The organism is Polaribacter sp. Asnod1-A03 (genome assembly GCF_045063585.1).
Lineage (GTDB): Bacteria > Bacteroidota > Bacteroidia > Flavobacteriales > Flavobacteriaceae > Polaribacter.
In genome coordinates, this window is sequence record NZ_JBEFOE010000009.1 from 20,061 (window position 1) to 42,664 (window position 22,604).

Consider the following 22,604-nt stretch of genomic DNA (forward strand, 5'->3'; position numbering starts at 1 on the left):
CTAAAGAGGGATAAAAATATTAACTGTTGTTCCTTTGTTTATTATAGATGTAATTACAAATTCTCCATTTATGTTTTTAATACGCTCTTGTACTGTAAACAATCCAAAACCAGAACCTGTGTGGTTATTATGTTTTTTTAGTAAAGTTGTATCAAAGCCAACACCATCATCTAATATAATAATTTTTAAACCAAATTTGTCTTTATTAAGATTTAAAGTTATTAAAGAGGCTTTTGCGTACTTTATTGCATTATTAAGTACTTCTTGTATACTTCTAAAGAGTAAAATAGATTTTGTATCATCTAACGTTACATCTTCTACATTATCATTAAAAACACATTTGATTTTATGTTTAGCTTCTACATCATTAAGTAACCAATTTAAAGCTTCAATAATACCTAATTGGTATAATACAGGTGGAGAAAGATCGTAAGTTATTTTTCGACTATTTGTTAAAGCATCAGAAATATGTGTGTCTATAAATTGTAAATCCTTATCAATTATTTTTAATGCTGGATTTTTTTTCAAAGAATTAATTTTCATTTTAGAAATTACTAAGGATTGGCTTAAATGATCGTGTATATTTGTTGCAATTTCTCTTTTTTGATTTTCTTCTATTAATGTGATTTCTGTGGTTAACTTTTGTAAAGAACTTTGGTATTCTTGTATTTCTTGTTTAGCTAACATCATGTTTGTTACATTTCTAGCGGAGATAACAAAATAACTAATTTGGTTATTAGTATAAACAGGAGAAGACAGTGCTTCCATCCAAATAAAATGTCCCTTTTTATGACGAACCCTTACAGTGAATGAACCATCGTAGTTATTCTTTAATTTTCTTTGATTTATACTTTCTTTTAAAAGTTTTGTGTCATCATTATGTATAATATCAAAAACTTGTTTACCCAAATAATCATCTATGTTATAACCTAAAAGAATGTTAGCAGAAGGACTAACGTATTTTAATGTAGTATCTCGGCCTAATAAACAAATTATATCTGTTGAGTTTTCCGTTACTAAGCGATATAATTCTTGCGTTCTCTTTATTTCATCTAAAATTTGTCTTTGTTCTGTTATGTCTTGTGTGGTTCCGTAGCAACCAATGGCTGTATTATTTTTATCGTATAAAACTTTACCCCTGGTGGTTACATGTTTTATATCTCCATTAGAACTATAAATGTCTAATTGAACATTAAAAGACACTTTATTATTTAAGCAATTAGCAATTGCTGTTTGTAAGATATTATAACTGTCTTCTGTGTAATAAGATATCAGTTCAGAATAATTTCTTGGCGGACCTAAAGTTAAAGAACGTTCAAAAATATTAAATAATTCTTTAGACCAAGTTATCTCTTCTTTGTTAGTAATATACTCCCAGTTTCCTACTTTTGATATTTCTTGAGCTTCATTTAGAGCATTATTTAAATTAAATAGCTTTTCGTTTTGGTCATCTAATCTTTTTTGTTTAATTATTTGGTCTGTAATGTTTTGTATAATACCTCTTCTACCAATAATTTTATTATCACTATTAAAAACAGGTTGCCCAAGATATCTTACCCATACAGTTCCTTTATCTTTATCAAATAATTTTAATTCTAAATCAAAAGGAACACCTTTTTTTTCTAAATTATCAAATGCTTTTTTTAATTTTATTTGAGATTCTCTATAAAAAATTCTTATCTTTTCTTCTTTGTTAGGAAAACCTTTTTTAGAATCAAATCCTAATATATCATAAAAATAGTCCGACCAAATATAGGTGTTGGTCACAGAATCATAATCTTGATAACCAATTTTAGCAATTTTACTTATTTCATTTCTAGAGTGTTCACTTATTTTTAAAAGTTCTAGAGATTGTTTAATTTTTTTGTTTGTTTTTTCTAATTCTCTTAAGATATTCTTCTGTTCTGTAATGTCTTGATTAACACCTTTTAATTTAATAACTTTTCCGTTGTCATCTTTTATAGGTTCGCAAATTAGCCTTATTGTTTTTTCTTTTTTATTTGGGATTACAGTTCTTATTTCCATGTCAAACGGAATTCCTAAATTTGTAGCGTCATCAAATTTTTTATTGTGAAATTCAATATCATCAGGATGAATTCTGGTCATTACTTCATCATAATTAGGGTAACCATCTTTTGGATCAAAGCCTAAATTATAAAAAACTTCATCAGACCAAATAAATTCTTTAGCAAATGGGTTTATAATCCAATTACCTAAACGTCCTAATTTTTGTGCTTCTTTTAATTCTTTTAGAGATTCTTTTAGAGCGAATTCTGCATCTTTAATATTTTGAATACTTTGTATACTTACAGGTACTGTTTTTTGCTCATCTATAGTTTGCGGTATTGCTACAGATAATATTGCTGTAAATTCTTCTCCTTTTAAAGTTTTGTAATTAACTTCTGTGGTAAAGGTTTTAAGATTATTCCAAATTGCTGCAATAAGTTTTAAAAAGACTCTTTCTGCTCCTTTACCAAAGGATAGGTGTATGTTTTGTAAAAATTCTTGTTGATTATTGGCCTCAAATAAATCTAGAGTAGCTTTATTAACATAATTTATTTTTACTTTATTAGATAAATTAAATAAAACATCTGGGTTTTCTTCTAGATATAAATGAATATCCGTTATGTTAAGCTTTTTAAGTTTATCTATTTCTTTATAGAATAAAGTTAAATCCTCATTCCAAATAGAAATGGTTGCGTTGTCAAATAATTTTATATAATCGTTTTTTATTTTTTGATTTTCTTCTTCAATTTTCTTTCTTTCTGTAATGTTTTGTCCTATACCTCTTCTACCAATAATTTTATTTTGATGATTAAATATTGGTTGATTAGACATTCTAATCCAAACATCTTCTTTTTTAAAATTGGTTAGTTTTAATTCTAAGTCATAAGGTAAACCGTAAGTTTCTAAATTGTCTGTTGCTTTTATCAATTTGGCTTTAGATTCTTTATCAAATAAAGAAACTAATTTTGTTCTATCTGGTATTTTTTGATCTTTATCTAAACCAAAAATGGTAAGCATATAATCCGACCAATAAAAAGAATCTGTTATATTATAATATTCATGATATCCTATTTTGGCAACTTTACTAGTTTCATTTTTAGAGAATTCATTTCTTTCTAAAAGTTTTAGAGATTGATTTATTTTTTTATTCTTGTTTTCTAGTTCAATTTGTATGCTTTTTAAAGTTGTAATGTCTTGTATTGTACCATAACAGCCAATTACATTACTCTCTTTATTTTTAAGAACTTTACCTCTTATAGTTATATACTTAGTTAACCCTTCTGGAGTATTGATGTCTAGTTCTAAATGATAAGGGGTTTGATGTTCTATACAATTTTGAACAGCTTCATTCATTAAAGTATAACTTTTTTCTGAAAATATTAATTTATGCTCATCATAATTTGGAGCTCCGAGCTCAATAGGTAGTTTAAAAATGTTATGTACTTCTTTAGACCAAGTTACTTTATCTGAAGCTATGTTGTATTCCCAGTTTCCTAATTTAGATATTTTTTGAGCTTCTTTTAATTCGTTATTTAATTTATTAAGTTTTTCATTTTGTATATCTAATTCATCTTGTTTAGATTTTTGTTCTGTAATATCTTGTATTATACCTCTTATACCTATTGTAACTCCATTTTTATCTGTTATTGGATATCCAATAGCGTTAACCCATAGTTTTTGATTCTGTTTATTTAAAAACCTCAATACCAGGTCGTATTTTTTGTTTTCGGCAATACTATCTTGTATCGCTTTTTCTATAATTTTATCAGAGCCATCAATATAGAAGCCAATACATTCATCTATTGGTGGTACTTCTCCTATTGGTAATCCATGAATTTCAAAAACTTCATCAGACCAACGTATATTTTGTGTCTCTAAATCTAGCTCCCAACCACCAATTTTAGCTAATTTACCAGATTCATTTAAAAGAAATTCTCTTCTTTCTAGTTCTAATTGATTGGTTTTAGATTCGGTAATATCATGTACAACGCCTCTTAAGCCAATAGTTACTCCTTCTTTATTTAAAACAGGGTATCCAATAGTATTTACCCATAATTTTTTATTTTGTTTATTTTGAAACCTCAAAACAAGATCGTAACTCTTGTTTTCTGTAAGGCATTTTTCAATTGCTTTTTCTAGAACTTCTCTAGAGCCATCAATGTAAAAGCTCATAACTTCTTCTGGAGTAGGAACTTTTGTTATCGGTAGCCCGTGTATTTCATAAACTTGATCAGTCCAACGTACATTTTGGGTAACCAAATCTACTTCCCAACCACCAATTTTAGCTATTTTACCAGATTCATTTAAAAGAAATTCTCTTCTTTCTAGTTCTAATTGATTGTTTTTAGATTCAGTAATATCATGTACAACTCCTCTTCTACCAATTATCTCATTTTTTTCATTATAAATAAGATATACTACATTTCTAATCCAAACTTCTTTTTGTTTAAAGTTGGTTAGTTTTAATTCTAAATCATAAGGTATTTTGTTGGTTATAAGGTTTAATGTGGCTTTTTCTATTTTTTCTTGATATTCTTCATCATAAAGCTTTATCATTTCTTTTCTAGAAGGAATTTTATCATTTTTATCTAGACCATAAATTTTATATACAGAATCAGACCAAGTAAAAGTTTCTTTAGATATATTGTATTCCCAATAGCCAATTTTAGCAATTTTACTAGACTGGTTTAAAGCTTCGTCTTTTTGTTCTAATAAATTTAATGAGTTTTGTATTTTAAGTTGGTTGTTTTTATATTCTGTAATGTCTTGTGCCACACCTTTTCTACCAACAATTTCTTTTTTATCGTTATAAATAGGTTGTGCTACACTTCTTATCCAAACTCCTTTATTTGTTTTTTTATTGAAGATTTTCATTTCAATATCATAAGGTATCCCTTTTAAATCTAAATCTAGAGTAGCATTCTTTATGGTGCTTAAAGAATCCTTATCTATCATTTTTACAATTTCGTTTCTCGATGGCACAGGTGTACCTAATTCTAATCCATAAATATGATAAAGATAATCCGACCATTTAAAAGTATCTGAAGGAATATCATATTCAAAATAACCAATTTTAGCAACGTTACTTGCTTCATTTAAAGAGAACTCTCTTTGCTTTAAAAGAGTTAGTGACTTTTGTAATCTAATTTGCGTGGTTTTATAACTTGTAATGTCTTGTATAATACCTCTTCTGCCTATAATTACATTTTTATCATTAAAAACGGGCTCTATAATCAACTTTAACCAAAGGTTATTTATAGACTTAGCTTCAATGTTAAAAGGTTCTCCATTTTCTTTTAAATTTTTAATTTTATCTAATATTATTTGTTGATAATCCTCAGTAAAGAATAATAGAAACTCTTCACTAGAAGGGGGCTTTTTTGATGGAGTTATTCCAAAAATAGAGTAGAGGTAATCAGACCATATATAGTTATTAGTTTCCGCCTTAAATTCGATAAAGCCTACTTTTCCTATTTTACTAGATTCATTTAGAGAATATTCTCTCTTTTTTAAAAGTTTTAGAGAGGTTTTAAATTGATTGTTAGCTAAAACTCTTTGGGTAACATCTCTAGCAGAGGAAACAAAAGAAATAATATTTTTTTCATTATATATTGGCGATGTATTATACTCAATCCATACATAATAACCTTTTTTATGAAGCAATCTAAAAGTTAAAACATCTGTTGTTTTATTATCACGATAGATTTTTTGCTCTATAGAATCTATTAAATCTTGTAAATCATCTTTATGTACAATGTCAAAAATTTTTTTGCCTAAAAAATAAGATTGTTCATAACCTAATACTTTTTTAATAGAAGGGCTTATGTATTTAAAAGAGCTGTCTGGTTCTTGCAAACAAATAATATCATTAGAATTATCTGTTAAGATACGGTACATCTCATTCGCCTTTTTTATATCAGAAACAGCTGTATTAAATTTTTGTTTGTAGGTTAATGGTTTAAAAACATCTTTTACAGTAAAATGAACTAAATCTTTATCAGTTTTGTCTAAATACCTTAAGTAAATGTAAAATAAAATACTATAATAAATGGTAAAACTGTTTTTAGAAATTAAGCCAGATATTATTATAGAACCTAAATTTTCTGATTTCCAAAAAACAAAAATTGAAAAAAAGATGGTATCAAAACTTGCAACAATTAGCATTGTTGTTAAAATTTGAACAAATAAGAATTTTGTTTTTTTAGACAAAAATTCAAAAACGGTTATTAACAAAAAAATGTCTAAAAAAAGTGCAATATTACCTACAATAAATTTAGAGGTATTGCTAAAAACTTTATTCGCAACACTTAAGTTTTCTGAAGAAGCCTTATTAAAATCCCAGAAAAAAACAAGAAAAATAAAATTAATTAATATGTTAACAATAAGTATGGCATAAAACATTTTTTTTGTTTCTATAGCATCTTCTTTTATGTATACAATTAGTAAAGCAAAAAGAGTAATAGTAATAAAAACAGAAGAACCAGGTGTAACAAGGTGTATACTAGTGTAAGAGCTGTAAGCAGTATTTATAATAAAAGACATTACTTGTACAAACTGAAATAAACCAATACAAGCATATAATACTCCTATACCTAAAATTTTTCTAAGTTTAAATAATAAAAGTATTATAAAAGCAACTAAAGATCCTTGTAAAAAAAGGGTTAGTATGTTATTGAAACTCATAGCTAAAGGGATAAGGGTATGTACGAACCTAAAAAATGTAATCCCATAAATGTAATAATAAAATATTTTTTTAACAATTAATTTGTTGATATAACAATGTGATTTTTTATAATATGGATTTGTTATAAATTATAAAAATGGATGTTAAATTGTTATTTTAATTTTTATTACATTCTAGTTTAAATTAGAAGTATTTTATATGTTTTTGAATATCAGTATTTTACTTGTTTTTTTGTAGCGCGGTTACACTATTTTAAATGGATAATTATTTAATCTAAAAAAAGGTTTTAATGTGTTTTATGGATTAAAAAAATTAGAAGCTTCGTTTTTAGGAATATATAGTTTAATTCACTTTTAAGTGGATAAAGAACATGTATTAATGGCGTATTTATGGTTTTAAAAGAAAGAACCATGAAATTTTTTGAGTCTGTTTTCTAGAAAAAATTATCAATTAAATAGGTGAAGAAGAACGGCTTTTAAAAGTGTATTTAAAATTACAACAATAAGTGCTAATTAAGATTTTAAAGTATAAGTTAGAGCTTTATTTCTATATAAGATCTTTAGTAAAATAAAGAAATAAAGCTCAAATTACATACAATATATAATAGATAGAGACTGTTTATTTTGTTGTGGTATTTTCAATTTTAGGTACATTTAAAGCTTCTTTGTTATTCGGACTTCTATTTGATGTAGTGTTAGAACCTCCGTACCACATTACACTTGCTCCGTAGCCCATATCACAATCCGACCAACTCCATATTTCCATATCAAAGTTTAAAGAAGAAGAAAAAGGCATTACATCTAAAACTCTTGTTCTTACCTCTGTACTAAACCCTTTTGTGTTCCTTTCTGTATTACTACCTTTTCTATTTAATTTATTATAAACATTACTTCTTGGTTGTGCATGAAAAGGATGTTCATAAAAATCTGTACTTATTCCTCCCCAAGAATATCCGTAATAATCTTCTGTTCCTGTTCCAAAAATTGAAGGAAAATCTTCTCCATCTATCCAAATTTTTTCATCTCCTTCTCCCCACCATTTTTCAACCGGATTCATTATTGTAAGTGCATCACCAATGTAAACACCACGTCCTTTTAGTTTTACAAAATTCCAATCAGAAAAAGGCCTAGTAGAAACTGGGTATTGACCTCTCCAAGCAGCATTAAAGTACATACTTTGCTCATTCCAAGTATAATCATCAACAACAGTATTTAATTCAATATTAATTGGTGTTTTACTCAAATTTTCTATGCTAATACTAGCAGATGTTTGGTAAGGCATTACCCATCTACAAGTTAATGTACCGTCTTGGGCAACTGTATTATGCCAATTTTGATAAGGATTAAGACCAATACCGGAACCAAAAAAATCTCCTATAGGACACCAAACAGTTTCTTTACCATCAAATTTTATTTTTATAATGGTAGTTCTCATAATTTCATCATTTTGATAAGAACCTAATTTAAGTGAAAGGTTTTTAATAGCTGTTTCACCTTTTGGCAACTCAATTGTTTTTTCTGTTGATGCTGATAATGTAGTATTTAAATTAATTGATTGTCCGTCTGAAAAGTTTGTTGGTTTTAATAATTTTTCTCCAACATTATTAATTAGTTTTTTAGCACTGTTAAATTCATCTTTAGAAAAAGTTTTAATATTTGTTCCTTCTGGGTATTCTCTATAAGTAAACTGATAAAAGAAAGGACGTTTTGTTGTTGTTATTTTACAACTTTTTGAGTAAGGAATAGGAAAAAAAGAAACTGCAGAGCGTAAAGATTTATGAGCAAAAGGGTAGGGGAAAAAACCATCTCCATTTAGTAAGGTTAGCATGTTTCCTTCTAAAATAGGTTGATCATTGCCATCTAGATATATTTTAATTTGGATGTCTGTATCTGGTTTTTTAGCATTTAAAAAAGGCATCCAAGTTCTTACTATTGCTCCAGGGCCTTTATGATCCATTAAAACCCATTCTTTCTGATTTTTATTTTCTTCAATTCTGATAAAGTTTTTGTCTTTATCATTGCTATTAAAGTCATGGTTTTCAAACCAAGTAATACTGTCTTTTATACTTACAGAGACACGGTTGTAGCTACTTTCTTGTTTAAGTCTAAAATCTATTTTAGGGTATCTAGATTGTTTATCTCTATCTATCATTTCATTTAACATGGTTTTGATAGATATTATTTGTTTTTCCTCTTTACAAGAAATAAATATTTGACTAATAATTAATAAGAAAATAATTATCCGAGCTGATTTTTTGATTTTAAACATTTTATGAATAGTTATAATAGGGTGAGATTTATGTTTTTTGCTAAAGAAAGGAGAGAAGAAGCTATAAAATAATAGAAAATTAATATAAGGTTATTTTTTAGTTTTTTTTGTAAAAAATATGGCCGTAAAAATTAATTACATTTTTACGACCATATAAAAAAAAATAAAAAATACTACCAACCAGGATTTTGCGTCAAGTTTGGATTTAACACTAACTCATCTAAAGGTATTGGTAGCAAATAAGCTTTAGATTCATCAAAACTGTAAATTCCTGTAGAAGCAAAAGGTAATATAAACCCATCTTCATCTAAGGTAACGTTAGAAGGATCTAATTCTACACTAACAATTCCATCATTATAATATGCACCTCTTGGTTGATCGCTGTCAAACAAAGTATGTGCTCTCCATCTATATAAATCATCAGCTCTAAAGCCTTCTGCCATAAGTTCTACTGTACGTTCTCTTCTTACCTCATATAAAATATTAGAAAGAGTATAACCGTAATTTGGCCAATTAGGATCTACAGTTATAGAACCTAAAGTAATACCAGGCATACTTACACGACTGCGTAATAAATTAATAGATTTATCTAAATCACCTTGAGTAATTGTACCTAACTCTGCTTTTGCTTCTGCAAAAATTAATAAAGCTTCTCCATATCTCATTATAATTCTAGATGTATCTTCTGTAAAGTCATCATAATTACCATCATATAAAACATTTCTATATTTTTCTGACTCATAACCTGTTAATCCTGTATTTGTTGAGTTGAAGTTTGGGTTTTCCCAGTAAACCTCTGTACCATCAGATTTTATTTCAATTAAATCACCAGGTACCATTATTGTAGCTGCTAATCTAGGATCTCTATTTGTTTCTATTACAGATAAATCTGTATTACCTTGGTAAAGAGAACTAACAGAAATAGGATCACCATCAGTACATAAATAACTGTCAATAGCGAACTTAGTGTAACCACATCTATTAGGCCATGTTTGTTGTAAAACGTTATTAATACCTAATACAATAGAGTTATAATCTCTAGAAAGTAATACTTCACTATTACCACCATAACCTACTTGGTTAAAAAGTGATTTGTAATCACTATGCAAAGAGAAAACACCGCTATTAATTAATTCTTCTGATGCATCTGCAGCTGTTTGTAAGAAGTCAGATCCATCAAGTCCAGACACACCAAAATCAGTACCACTATGGTATTTTTCCCATGTACCTTCGTAAAGAGCAACTCTAGCTTTCATTAAAAGAGCAACTTCTTTGCTTAAGCGTGATGTAGCAACATCAGGAAAAGATTGCATTAATGAAATTGCTGTATCTAAATCTGAAATAATAAAATCTACAACTTCATTTCTTGGAGATCTAGAAGCAAAAACGTATTCCTCATCGGTATTATCAAAATATTCTGGAAAAATTGGTAAATCTCCATATCTTTTTAATAATTCAAAATAATAATAAGCTCTAAAAAAGTATGCCTCACCAGAATATTGGTTTATTAATGTTTCATCACCAGAAGCTTGGTCTAAATGGTCTATTAGCCAGTTGGTTTCTCTAACTTCATCAAAACTCCAAACAGATGCACTAGCAGATGTAGGTACAGTATAGCTTAAACCACTAATTCTACTACTTGGTTCTTGTGCCACACCTATATCAGAATACATGTCTGGTAAAATGTTAAATCCTATAGAGGTTGCAGACCAACCAGGAAAGTCGTTATAAAAGCCATTAACAGCTGCTTGTAAGTCTGATGGCGTGCTATAAAAAGCTGCTTCAGAAACTTCATCTAATGGTGTTTTATCTAAAAAATCCTCACATGATGACAGTGTTAGAATTGTACTTAGAATAAATAATTTTAATATATTTTTCATAATTATTATATTTTATTTAAAATGAGATATTTACTCCTGTAGAAATTATTCTTGATAACGGGTAAGATTGTGCACTACCAGTTAATCCAGATGTATTTGTCTCAGGGTCAAAGAACATTAAGTCAGTAAAAGTTAATAGATTTTCTCCTGTAAGATAAAGTCTGAACTTATCTACTTTAAATTTACGTGTTATGCTTGCTGGAATAGTAAAACCAATTTGTACACTTTTTAATCTAGTGTAAGCAGCATTTTGTAATAACCTATCTGTATGGTAGCTGTAGTTTTTGTTGTTTCTACCACCACCATTTAAATATGGAGTAGGGAAATAAGCATCTGTGTTTGCACCTAAAGGACTTGTTGTGTCTTCTGGTCTAAAGTAATCTAAATGACCTTCCCAAACAAAAGCATGGAATGGACCATTTGCAGGACCTTTAAAACGTTGTTGGTTAGCGAAAGATAATTGTCTTTTACCAACACCTTGTATTAATGCATTAAAATCCCAATTTTTGTAGTTCATAGCTAAGTTTACAGAATATTGGTAACGTGGTGTAGAGTTACCAATTACAGTATAATCTCCAGTGTCTCCAGCAAGATAATTACCTCTATCAATTACATTATTTCCATCAATATCTTTATATTCTATATCACCAGCTACACGAGACCAACCAGTAATAAATGAGTAATCAACAAGAGAAGTAACTTCTGTGGCTAAAGCATCTGTTTGAAATAATCCTTCTGTTTCGAATCCCCATATATCTCCTAGGTTTTGACCTTCAAAATAGTTTGTTAATGCTTTAGTGTCATTAGGGTATTCTACAATACTTCTTTTATAATCACTTAAAACACCTCTAACACTATAGCTAAAATCTCCTAGTTTTTGTTTCCATGTAGCTTCTACTTCCCATCCTTGTACTCTAGATGTTCCAATATTTGTTAATGGAGCATTGGTACCTAATTGAGCTGGCAAATCTGCACCTTGTGCTGCCATACCTTCTATGTCTGTTCTATACCAAGAGAAACCAACATCTAGTTTGTTGTTAAAGGCACTTAAATCGAAACCGATATCTGTTGTTTTTACTGTTTCCCATGTTAAACTTTGACTGTCTATGCTTGGAGTTTGTGCATAAGTTAATCTTTCATCATCAAATAAATAAGAAGTACCGCCAGTATTTAAAGATATTGAGGTAAGATATAAGTAATTATTTACATTTTGGTTTCCTAAAGTTCCATAAGAACCTCTTAATTTAAAGGTGCTTATTTCATCTATATTCCAGAAATCTTCTTTAGCTACGTTATAACCTGCAGAGAAACTTGGGAATCCTGCCCATCTATTATCTGGTGAAAATCTTGAAGAACCATCTCTACGGTAACTAAATTCTAATAAATATTTTTCTTTAAAATTATATCTAAATCTACTAAATACACCTACTGTAGACCAGTGAGAAATAGCTTCGTTTACTATCTGGTCATCATCTAAAGATGCATTTAAAGAAATTATATTATTACTAATTAAATAGTCTGTTGTTGCGCCAAGTGCATAATAGTCATAAGACTCACTTTGGAAACCAACTGTAGCATTGAAATTATGATTGTTTAAAGATGTATCATATGTAGCAAAAATATTAGGAGAAAAATACTCATTAACAATTACAGTAGGGCTGTAAGAAGTTGCCGCTTGAGATATTTTATCAACAAGTCCGTTAGGTACTATCGTTTGACTAGCTAGAATAGATGTCTCTTGGAAATTGTTATTTCTTTTATAATTTAAATTAAAGTTAAATTTAAGGTCTTTTATAGGTTCTATAACAATTTTTGGGATAAGAATAACTTGATCGTTTTCTGTTTTAGCACGCTGTGTATCCCAAAAAGGATAGTAAGAATGTTGTAATAATTCTTCTCCGTAAATTGGATCGTATTGAGGTAAAGTAGGTTTTAATTTAGTAATTAAATCTAATACTCTAGATTTATTCCAAAAGGCACTGTTATTACTTACTTCAGTAGGGAAATCTGTAAAACTTTTTCTAAACTTAGTTAATAACTCAATTTTTAACCAATCATTTACTTGGCTAGAAATTTTAGCGTCTAAATTATATCTTTGGTAAGACTCGTTACCAACCTTTAATAAACCATCTTCATCATAAGCACCTGCAGATAAGTAATAGTTTGTTTTCTCATTACCACCCGTAATACTTACATTGTGCTTAATTCTTTGTGCCCATTCTTTCATAATTATATCATCCCAATTTGTAGCACCTGTTCCTTCAATACCAATCGTTCCATAATCCCATCCATTACCAGATGCGTTAGATACTATAGAAGGTGCACTTCCAGGATTTTCCATATTAGCAATAATATTAGCTAAACCAGTTTCATCATAATAAGGAGTTTGATTATTATTAGTTCTGGCATCGTTCATTGTGTAAGCAAAATCAATAGGACTAGCACTTTCTGGCCAAATAGAGGGTTGAGTAATAGAGTAACTTGTACTAAAGTTTACTTTTACTTTACCATTAAGGTTTTTTCCACTTTTAGTAGTAACTATAATAGCTCCCGCTGCCGCTTGAGAACCGTAGATTGATGCTGCTGCTGCATCTTTAAGAACAGAAACAGATTCAATATCTTCTGGATCAATATTGTTTAAGCTCATTTCTATACCATCAACAAGCACTAATGGAGAAGCATTACTCAATGTTCCTGTACCACCACTTGTTACAAAACCACGAATGTTAATGTTTGCACTAGCACCAGGTTCACCACCAGAAGCAGAGTTCGTTATTATTAAACCAGGTACGGTACCTTGCAAAGATCTAACGGCATTGGCTGTAGGTCTGTTTTCAAAAATTTCTGAACCTACTTGAGATACTGCTGCTGTTAAGTTTACTTTTTTCTGAGTTCCGTAACCAACAATAACAATTTCGTCTAATGTATCTGCATCTTCATTTAATACAATAGTAAAGTTAGTTTTACCACTTAAGGCTATTTCTTTTGTTTTAAAACCAATGTAAGAAATAACAATTGTTGTGTTAGGGTCAGCAACAGATAATGAAAATTTACCGTCAAAATCTGACTGAGTACCATTTGTAATGTTTCCTTTTTCATTAATACTTGCACCAGGTAGAGGTTCTCCCTGAGCATCAGTTATAATACCAGTAATTTTTTGTTGAACAATTGCAGTAGAATTATCAACGTTTGGTATTGCTCCAAAAATAGATGTGAAAAATAAGAAAATAAAAGATCTCATAATGAGAAGCAGTAATTTTTTCTTAAATGAAAAAAAAGAATGATCTAGTTTAAATTTCATAGATAGTGAATTAAATTTGTTGAAAATATTAAGATTCGTTATTAAAAATTTAAGATTATTTTAGTTAATTTGAACTATTAACATTATACATATAAATAGTGTAAAATGTTAACATTATCTTAAATATTTAATAAACTTAACTTTTTTTATTTCTTGAAAAATAAAAATTTCGACGAATAACTTTTCAACTCAGATAAAAAACAAGCTATTAAATTTAAACCTAAATTTAAAAAAAGGTATCTTAACCTTTAAGGGGTAAGAGGATGGGGTTTGTTTTAAGTGTTAATTTATAACGAAGATTTTAAAATTTTTTGTTTTACTTCATCTATGTAAGATCTACCAATAACGTATCTCAGGCCTTCGATTTCAATACTATTACCCTCAACAGCATCTATTTTGTCGATTGCAACAGTATAAGATCTATGTATTCTTATAAAATCTCTTGATGGCAATTGCTCTGTAAAGCCAGATAATGTGCTGTGTATAATATGTTTTTCTGTAGTAGTATTAATTTTTAAGTAATCTTTTAAAGATTCTATGACTAAAATTTCGTCTAAATATATCTTTCTCATTGTCTTTTTATTAATTTTAATAAAAAGATAAGGACGATCATTTATTTTATCAATAGTACTTGTATTAGTTTCTAGTCTTCTATTAATTTTATTTAGAGCTTTCATAAAACGAGGAAACTCTATAGGCTTTATTAGATAATCTAATACATCTAATTCGTAAGTTTCTACAGCAAATTCATGATATGCAGTAGTAATAATTATTAAAGGAGGATTTTGTAAACTTTTTATAAAGTTTACGCCATCTAAAACAGGCATGTTTATGTCTAAAAAAATAACATCTACAGTGTTGTCTTTTACAAAATTTAAAGCATCAATAGCATTATTAAATGTTTCAATTACTTCAAAACCTTCCATTTGTTCTAAGTAATTTTTTATAACATTAATTGCTAAAGGTTCATCATCTACAATTAAACATTTTATTTTCATCTGACTTTATTATTTTGTTGAGATTAAATTTATAATTACTTAGTAGGAGATACCTTTATTCTAAGTCTTACAATAAATCTTTTTTTATTATTCTTAATAGTTAATTTGTAATCGTTTTTATGATAGCCTAAAGCTAATCTTTTTTTTACGTTTTTTAAACCAATACCGCTTGATTGATTAAAAGTTTTTTCATGTTCTATATTAGCAGGCATGGGATTTGTTATTGTAAAAAAAAGAAAATCATTTTTAATAGAGAAATCAATATCGATTTTTACTTTTCCAATATTTTTGTATGCACCATGTTTAAATGCATTTTCTATAAATGATAATAATAAAATAGGTGCAATTTCTTTATCTTCTATATTTCCAGAAATAGACATATTTACTTCTAAATCGTCATTATGTCTTACACGTTCTAAATCTAAGTAATTTTGTATGCAAAGTATTTCGTTTTCTAAAGTTTGTCGTTTACTTTTTGTTTCATACAATAAGTAACGCATTAATTCGGATAATTTTAAAATAATTATCTGTGTTTTTTTAGATCTTTCTACAGCTAAAGAATAAATATTATTTAATGTGTTAAAAAAAAAGTGTGGAGATACTTGAGTTTTTAAAAACAGAAGTTCGGTTTCTAATTGTGCTTTTTCTAAACTTGTAACCCTTTTTTGTTCTTTAAGAAGATCTAAAGTTATTTTAATAGCGGTAACAAAAGTAATAACATATAGTTCTCCAATCATGTTATCTAAAATATAGGTGGTTGTAATATTGTCTGCTGTATTCAATCCTTCTTTCCAAGCATTACTACTCAATAAATAAAAATTTAGATAAAACTTAGCAAGTACCATCAAGAAAATAGCGGATAATATTAATATAATATAGGTGGTATATTTTTTATTATTAAAGGCAAATTTTGGCATTAAAACATAAACATTTAAATAAACCAAAATCATTTCTATAGGAAACCCTATTAATGTAGTTTTTAAAGAGTACAAATAATTTTCATGAATCCCTCCCCATCTAATAACGGTAATAATAAAGTAGATAGACCAAAAAATAACATGATGTTTTAAAGAAATGCTGTAGCGTTGATTAGAATTAAAATTCATTTTTATTTAAATGATTTGTTTTTTTTAATTTATTGATGTTTAACTCAGTTAATAGGTCGTCTGTCTAAATTACTTTTAATTTTTGCTAAATTTATGAATTTTTATATTATTAAAGCAATACATTAATTTTATGAGGAAGATTATACTTATTTTTTCATTTCTAATTTTTATAACTAGTTGTAAAGAAAATATTAAAGATAAAAATCTTGAAATAAGCTCTTTAACTGGTTCTGTAGATACGTTTATTGGTACTGGAGGTCATGGACACACATATCCTGGAGCAACGGTTCCTTTTGGTATGTTACAAGTAAGTCCTGTAAACGGAATAAGTAGTTGGGATTGGTGTTCTGGTTATCATTATTCAGATTCTATTGCTGTAGGTTTTAGTCATTTAAGTTTAAGTGGAACTGGTATTGGAGATTTAGCAGATCTGTTATTTATGCCGATAAATAAAGAGGTAGATTTATCTGTAATGCCAAAATCTAGAGATTCTTTAAATTATAAATCTTCATATAGTCATAAAAATGAAAAATCTACTCCAGGGTATTATCAGGTTTTTTTAGAAGATCATGATATTAACGTAGAGTTAACGACTGGATTAAGAACAGCATATCATAAATATACATTTAAAGAAGATGATACACAATCTGTTGTAGTTGATTTAGGTTTTGGTATTAATTGGGATAAAGCTACAGAATCTTCTATAAGTGTTGAAGATAATTACACAATAAGTGGATATCGTTACAGTACAGGTTGGGCAAAAAATCAAAAAGTATTTTTTGTTGCAAAGTTTTCTAAACCGATATCAAAATATAGTTTGGTTTCAGATAATACGGTTGTAAAAAATAATACAATAAAAGGAGAGCAAACTGCAACACAACTATTTTTTGAAGCAAATAAAAATAATGAGTTGTTAGTTAAAGTAGCACTTTCTTCAGTAAATGTAGCTAACGCCAAAGATAATTTAGAGCCAGATGGATTTAAATTTGAAGAGGTAAGAGCAAAAGCAAATACTACATGGAATGAATCTTTGTCTAAAATAAAAGTAGAAACACCTATAGATTCTTTAAAAACTATTTTCTATACAGCCATGTATCATTCTCAATTAGCTCCAGTTACATTTAGCGATAAAAATGGTCAGTTTAGAAAAGAAAATGATAGTATTAAAATAGCTAAAGGTTATACAGCATACTCAACTTTATCTCTATGGGATACTTTTAGGGCAGAACAACCATTACTTACTTTATTAGCTCCAGAAAAAGTTTCAGATATTATTAATACGATGTTAGCGTATTACGAAACAAATAAAATCCTTCCTGTTTGGACGCTTTATGGTAATGAAACAAATACAATGACAGGTTATCATTCAATACCTGTAATTGTTGAAGCTTATTTAAAAGGAATTACTGGTTTTGATGTAGAAAAATTGTACGAAGCAATGAAAACAACGATGATGCAAAATGAACGCGGATTAGACCATTATAAAAAATATGGTTATATACCTTATAATTTATTAGATGAGTCTGTAACAATAACTCTAGAATATGCATATGATGATTGGTGTATTGCTCAAATGGCTAAAGCTTTAGGGAAGAATAAAGATTATAGTTACTTTTTAAATCGATCTAAAGCATATCAACATTTATTTGATGCAGAAACTGGTTTTATGAGAGGTAAGTCTGATGATGGTAAATCTTGGAACGAACCTTTTGACCCTAAATATTCTAACCATAGAGAACATACAGATTATACAGAAGGTAATGCTTGGCAGCACAGTTGGTTTGTGCCTCATGATGTTAAAAGCTTTATAGGTTTACATGGTAGTGATGAAGTTTTTACTGAGAGATTAGAGCAACTTTTTACTGAAAGTTCAGAGATTACAGGAGCTAATACTTCTGCGGATATTTCAGGGTTAATTGGTCAATATGCACATGGTAATGAACCAAGTCACCACATAGCTTATATGTTTAATACAGCAAACAAACCTTGGAGAACACAATATTGGGTTCGCCATATTTTAGATACACAATATAATACAACACCAAATGGATTAAGTGGTAATGAAGATTGCGGACAAATGAGTGCTTGGTATGTTTTAAGTTCTATCGGTTTATATCCTATGAATCCAGCATCAACAGAATACGAAATTGGAAGTCCGATTTTCGAAAAATCAATAATTTCAGTTTCAGAGAATAAAACATTTGTTATTGAAGCAGAAAATGTTTCATCAAAAAATATTTACATACAATCTGCAACTCTAAATGGCGAATTGTTTAATCAATCTTCAATTTCTCATAAAACAATATGGGAAGGTGGAACACTTCATTTTGTAATGGGTGATACACCAAATAAATCTTGGGGACTTAACAAAAATAATATTCACTAATGCATAGTGTAGACGTTATAATAATTGTACTATATATTCTATTAACTCTAGGAGTTGGTATTTGGATATCTAAGCGTGCATCTAAAGGATTGGATTCTTATTTTTTAGGAGGTAAAAGCATAAAGTGGTATTACTTAGGTTTAAGTAATGGTTCTGGTATGTTTGATGTCTCCGGAACAGCTTGGATGGTTGGTTTACTGTTTCTTTACGGAGCCAAAAGTTTCTTATTTATGTGGATGTGGCCTATTTGGAATCAGATTTTTATCATGGTTTTTTTAGCTGTTTGGATTAGAAGATCAAATATAATGACGGGTTCCGAATGGATTTTAACACGTTTTGGAGACGATAGACCTGGTAGAGCATCTCATTTAATTGTTGCCATTTTTGCTATTGTAGCATCTGTAGGTTTTATAGCTTATTTTTTTGAGGGTGTTGGTAAATTCATGTCTGTTATTTTACCTTGGGATATTAGTTTAGTTTTAAACAATGCTGTTTTGCTAACATCTAGTCAAAGTTATGCATTGATAATTATATTTTTAACAACCATTTACACTATAAAAGGAGGTATGTTTTCTGTGGTGGCTACAGAGGTTTTACAATACGGTATTATGGTACTCTCTGGAATTTTAGTTGCGATTTATGCATTTATTTCGGTTAGCGATGTAGAAATTAACAATATTCTTTCAACAGAATGGAGTACCATATTTTTTGGAAATACAATAGAAGGGTCTTGGACAGGTAAGCTAACCGCTTTCAATAATCTTGTAGATACACAAGGTTATAAAATGTTTGGAGCCTTTATAGGTATGTGTTTATTTAAAGGTTTTTTTGCAAGTATTGCAGGGCCAACTCCAAGTTACGATATGCAAAGAATTCTTTCCACAAGATCAGTGAAAGAAGCTGCATACATGAGTGGTTTTACTAATCTTATTTTGTTTATACCACGCTATTTACTTATTGGTGGTATTGTGGTTTTAGCTTTAGTGTATTTAGCGCCGTCTATGGCAATATCTCCAACGTTAAGTTTAAACGATTTAGAAATCATTTTACCTACAGTTATTAATAACCATGTGCCTGTTGGGATAAAAGGTTTGCTGTTAGCAGGGTTATTAGCTGCGTTTATGTCAACTTTTTCAGCTTTTGTTAATTCTGGTCCCGCTTATGTGGTAAATGATATTTATAAAAAATATTATAAACCAGATGAAGAAGAAGCTCACTATATCAAAGCCAGTCACGTTACATCTTTTATTATTGTTATTTTAGGTGTAATTATGGGCTTTTTTGCGGAGTCGATTAATGCTATTACTCTATGGATTACATCTGCACTTTATGGTGGTTATGTAGCGTCGAATTTCTTAAAATGGATTTGGTGGCGTTTTAATGGTTGGGGCTATTTCTGGGGAATGACATCAGGATTAATTATTGCAACGCTACAGTTTTTGGTCGATATGAATAAAGATAATTTTGAAGTCGGATCTTTTCTGTACAACTGTGCGCATATAGATGTTATTTATATTTTTCCAATCATATTTGTGGTTTCTTTATTAGGTTCTTTTTTAGGAACTTTATTAACACCGGCAACTAATATGAAAACATTAAAAGCGTTTTATTTTAATGTGCGTCCATGGGGATGGTGGAAACCTGTTTTAAAAGAACTTCAGGTAGACGATAAAACAATAACAAAAAATGGAGATTTTGCTTCAGATATGGTAAATTGTGTAGTAGGTATTGTTTGGCAATCTAGTATGGTTTTATTACCTATTTATTTTATGATAAGGGATTATCCAAAAACATTAATAGCTTTGTTGGTTTTTGTAGTAACTACTGTTATTCTTAAATTTACATGGTTAGATAAAGTTAGAAAACTTCCCGATACAGAAGCGGCAGCAAACGAATAAAATTAATTTTAAAGTTATAAAGAATGAAACAAATACCTTGGCAAGATAAACCAAGTAACAGTAACGATGTTATGTGGAGATATAGTGAAAACCCTATTATAGATAGGTACGCTATTCCATCATCTAATAGTATTTTTAATAGTGCAGTCGTGCCTTTTGAAGATGGTTTTGCTGGTGTTTTTCGCTGCGATAATAAAGCAGTACAAATGAATATTTTTGCTGGTTTTAGTAAAGATGGTATAAACTGGGATATAGAACACGAACCTATAGAGTTTCAGGCAGGTAATACCGAAATGATAGAGTCTGCTTATAAATACGATCCACGTGTTGTTTTTATAGAAGATCGTTATTGGATTACTTGGTGTAACGGTTATCATGGACCAACTATAGGTATTGGTTATACTTTCGATTTTAAAGAGTTTTTTCAATGTGAAAATGCTTTTTTACCATTTAATAGAAACGGTGTTTTGTTTCCTAAGAAAATAAATGGCAAATACGCTATGTTAAGTAGACCTAGTGATAATGGACATACACCTTTTGGTGATATTTATATTAGTTACAGTCCCGATATGAAATATTGGGGAGAGCATCGTTGTGTTATGAAAGCCTCTAATTTTGAAGATAGTGCTTGGCAGTGTACTAAAATTGGAGCAGGACCAATTCCTATTTTAACAGATGAAGGTTGGCTCATGTTATATCATGGTGTAATAAACACATGTAATGGGTTTAGGTACGCTATGGGATCTGCTCTTTTAGATGAAAACGAGCCCGATAAAGTTAAATACAGAACGCAACCTTATTTATTAGGCCCAGCTGAAACTTACGAACAAAATGGTGATGTACCAAATGTAGTATTTCCTTGTGCTGCTTTACATGATGTTGAAGAAGACAAATTAGCTGTTTATTATGGAGCTGCCGATACCGTAGTTGCTATGGCTTTCGGTAAGCTTAGTGAAGTAATAGATTTTACAAAAAACAATAGTTTATAAAATGCGATACATGCAGTGTAAAGGAACTTTTTTTTCGGTGTTATTTTGTGGGTTATCATTACTGAGTTGTGCTCAGAGTAAAAAAGATATTATTCCAGAAACCTATACAGCCTATAAAACACCTGAAAGTATAATTATTGATGGTGAAGATTCTGACGCGGCATGGAATGAAGTAGAATGGACAAACCTGTTCATTGATATTGAAGGAGAAAAGCAACCCAAATACAAAACAGAGGCTAAAATGCTTTGGGACGATACGTTTTTTTACGTGTTAGCCAAAATGGAAGAACCTCATGTTTGGGGAGATATTACTAAACGAGATGCTATTATATTTCATAATAACGATTTTGAAGTGTTTGTAGATCCAGATGGTGATACGCATAATTATTACGAGTTAGAACTTAATGCGTTAAATACAGCTTGGGATTTGTTTGTATCTAAACCATACAGAAATACCAATGTAGTTTTAAACGATTGGAATATTACCGGTTTAAAATCTGCTGTAAAAGTGAATGGTACACTAAATAATCCAAACGATATTGATGAAGGTTGGGTTTTAGAATTAGCCATTCCATGGGCAGCATATAAAACTGGATATTTCCATAAAAATGTGCCAACTGATAAATTTTGGCGTGTTAACTTTTCTCGTGTAAACTGGGATTATCAAATTACAGATGGTAAATACGAAAGAAAAAAAGATGCCAACGGTAAGCGCTTACAAGAATACAATTGGGTGTGGTCTCCAATGGGGGTTATAAACATGCATGAACCTGAAAAATGGGGTTATGTGTTTTTCTCTTCCGAAGCACCTCAAAAAGAAAATAATTTCACAATTCCTCAAGACGATAAAATAAAATGGGAATTGTATAAAATGTATCGTATTCAAACGGCGCATTTTAAAGAAAATAAAACCTACTTTACTTCAGTAGAAAAATTAAAAACATCAGAAATTAAAATAGAAGGAAAAATAATAGAACCAAAATTAGAAACCCACAGCATGGGATGGAACATATCAGTAAAAAGTCCATTCACAAATAAAATGCTAACGGTTAAAGAGGACGGAAAATTTATATCTAAATAACAATCA

Annotated in this window: 10 protein-coding genes; 4 read left to right on the forward strand and 6 right to left on the reverse strand. The window is 29.2% G+C overall.

What is annotated here, in order from left to right; translation table 11 throughout:
• The 6 genes from ACJJVY_RS00485 to ACJJVY_RS00510 form a co-directional block, all read right to left on the reverse strand.
• On the reverse strand, positions 1–6,690 hold the full coding sequence (locus ACJJVY_RS00485) for a PAS domain-containing protein (protein WP_405604039.1): 6,690 nt from the start codon (positions 6,688–6,690) through the stop codon (positions 1–3).
• Between the two features lie 619 nt (positions 6,691–7,309).
• Positions 7,310–8,842, reverse strand: a complete 1,533-nt coding sequence (locus tag ACJJVY_RS00490; protein ID WP_405604041.1) for a glycoside hydrolase family 172 protein — start codon at positions 8,840–8,842, stop codon at positions 7,310–7,312.
• Positions 8,843–9,132: 290 nt separating this feature from the next.
• Positions 9,133–10,839 carry a RagB/SusD family nutrient uptake outer membrane protein gene (locus ACJJVY_RS00495; RefSeq protein WP_405604043.1) on the reverse strand — a complete coding sequence of 569 codons (1,707 nt, stop codon included), beginning with the start codon at positions 10,837–10,839 and terminating at the stop codon, positions 9,133–9,135.
• Positions 10,840–10,855: 16 nt separating this feature from the next.
• On the reverse strand, positions 10,856–14,140 hold the full coding sequence (locus ACJJVY_RS00500) for a SusC/RagA family TonB-linked outer membrane protein (protein WP_405604045.1): 3,285 nt from the start codon (positions 14,138–14,140) through the stop codon (positions 10,856–10,858).
• A gap of 287 nt (positions 14,141–14,427) precedes the next feature.
• Complete coding sequence (locus ACJJVY_RS00505) at positions 14,428–15,138, reverse strand: LytR/AlgR family response regulator transcription factor (RefSeq protein WP_405604047.1); 711 nt, start codon at positions 15,136–15,138, stop codon at positions 14,428–14,430.
• A 35-nt stretch (positions 15,139–15,173) separates the two neighbouring features.
• Entirely contained in the window at positions 15,174–16,244 is a 1,071-nt protein-coding gene (locus ACJJVY_RS00510) for a sensor histidine kinase (RefSeq protein WP_405604049.1), read from the reverse strand.
• A gap of 130 nt (positions 16,245–16,374) precedes the next feature.
• Between ACJJVY_RS00510 and ACJJVY_RS00515 the strand changes: the two genes are divergently transcribed.
• Genes ACJJVY_RS00515 through ACJJVY_RS00530 form a run of 4 tightly spaced genes read left to right on the forward strand, consistent with a single transcriptional unit; the run spans position 16,375 to position 22,598 of the window.
• On the forward strand, positions 16,375–18,630 hold the full coding sequence (locus tag ACJJVY_RS00515) for a GH92 family glycosyl hydrolase (protein WP_405604051.1): 2,256 nt from the start codon (positions 16,375–16,377) through the stop codon (positions 18,628–18,630).
• Positions 18,630–20,528, forward strand: a complete 1,899-nt coding sequence (locus ACJJVY_RS00520) for a sodium:solute symporter family protein (RefSeq protein WP_405604053.1) — start codon at positions 18,630–18,632, stop codon at positions 20,526–20,528. Before ACJJVY_RS00515 ends, ACJJVY_RS00520 begins: the two co-directional genes overlap by 1 nt.
• A 23-nt stretch (positions 20,529–20,551) precedes the next feature.
• Positions 20,552–21,517 (forward strand): glycosidase, encoded by a 966-nt coding sequence (locus ACJJVY_RS00525; protein ID WP_405604055.1) that lies wholly within the window; start codon positions 20,552–20,554, stop codon positions 21,515–21,517.
• A gap of 10 nt (positions 21,518–21,527) precedes the next feature.
• Positions 21,528–22,598 carry a carbohydrate-binding family 9-like protein gene (locus ACJJVY_RS00530; RefSeq protein ID WP_405604057.1) on the forward strand — a complete coding sequence of 357 codons (1,071 nt, stop codon included), beginning with the start codon at positions 21,528–21,530 and terminating at the stop codon, positions 22,596–22,598.
• Positions 22,599–22,604 lie beyond the last annotated feature (6 nt).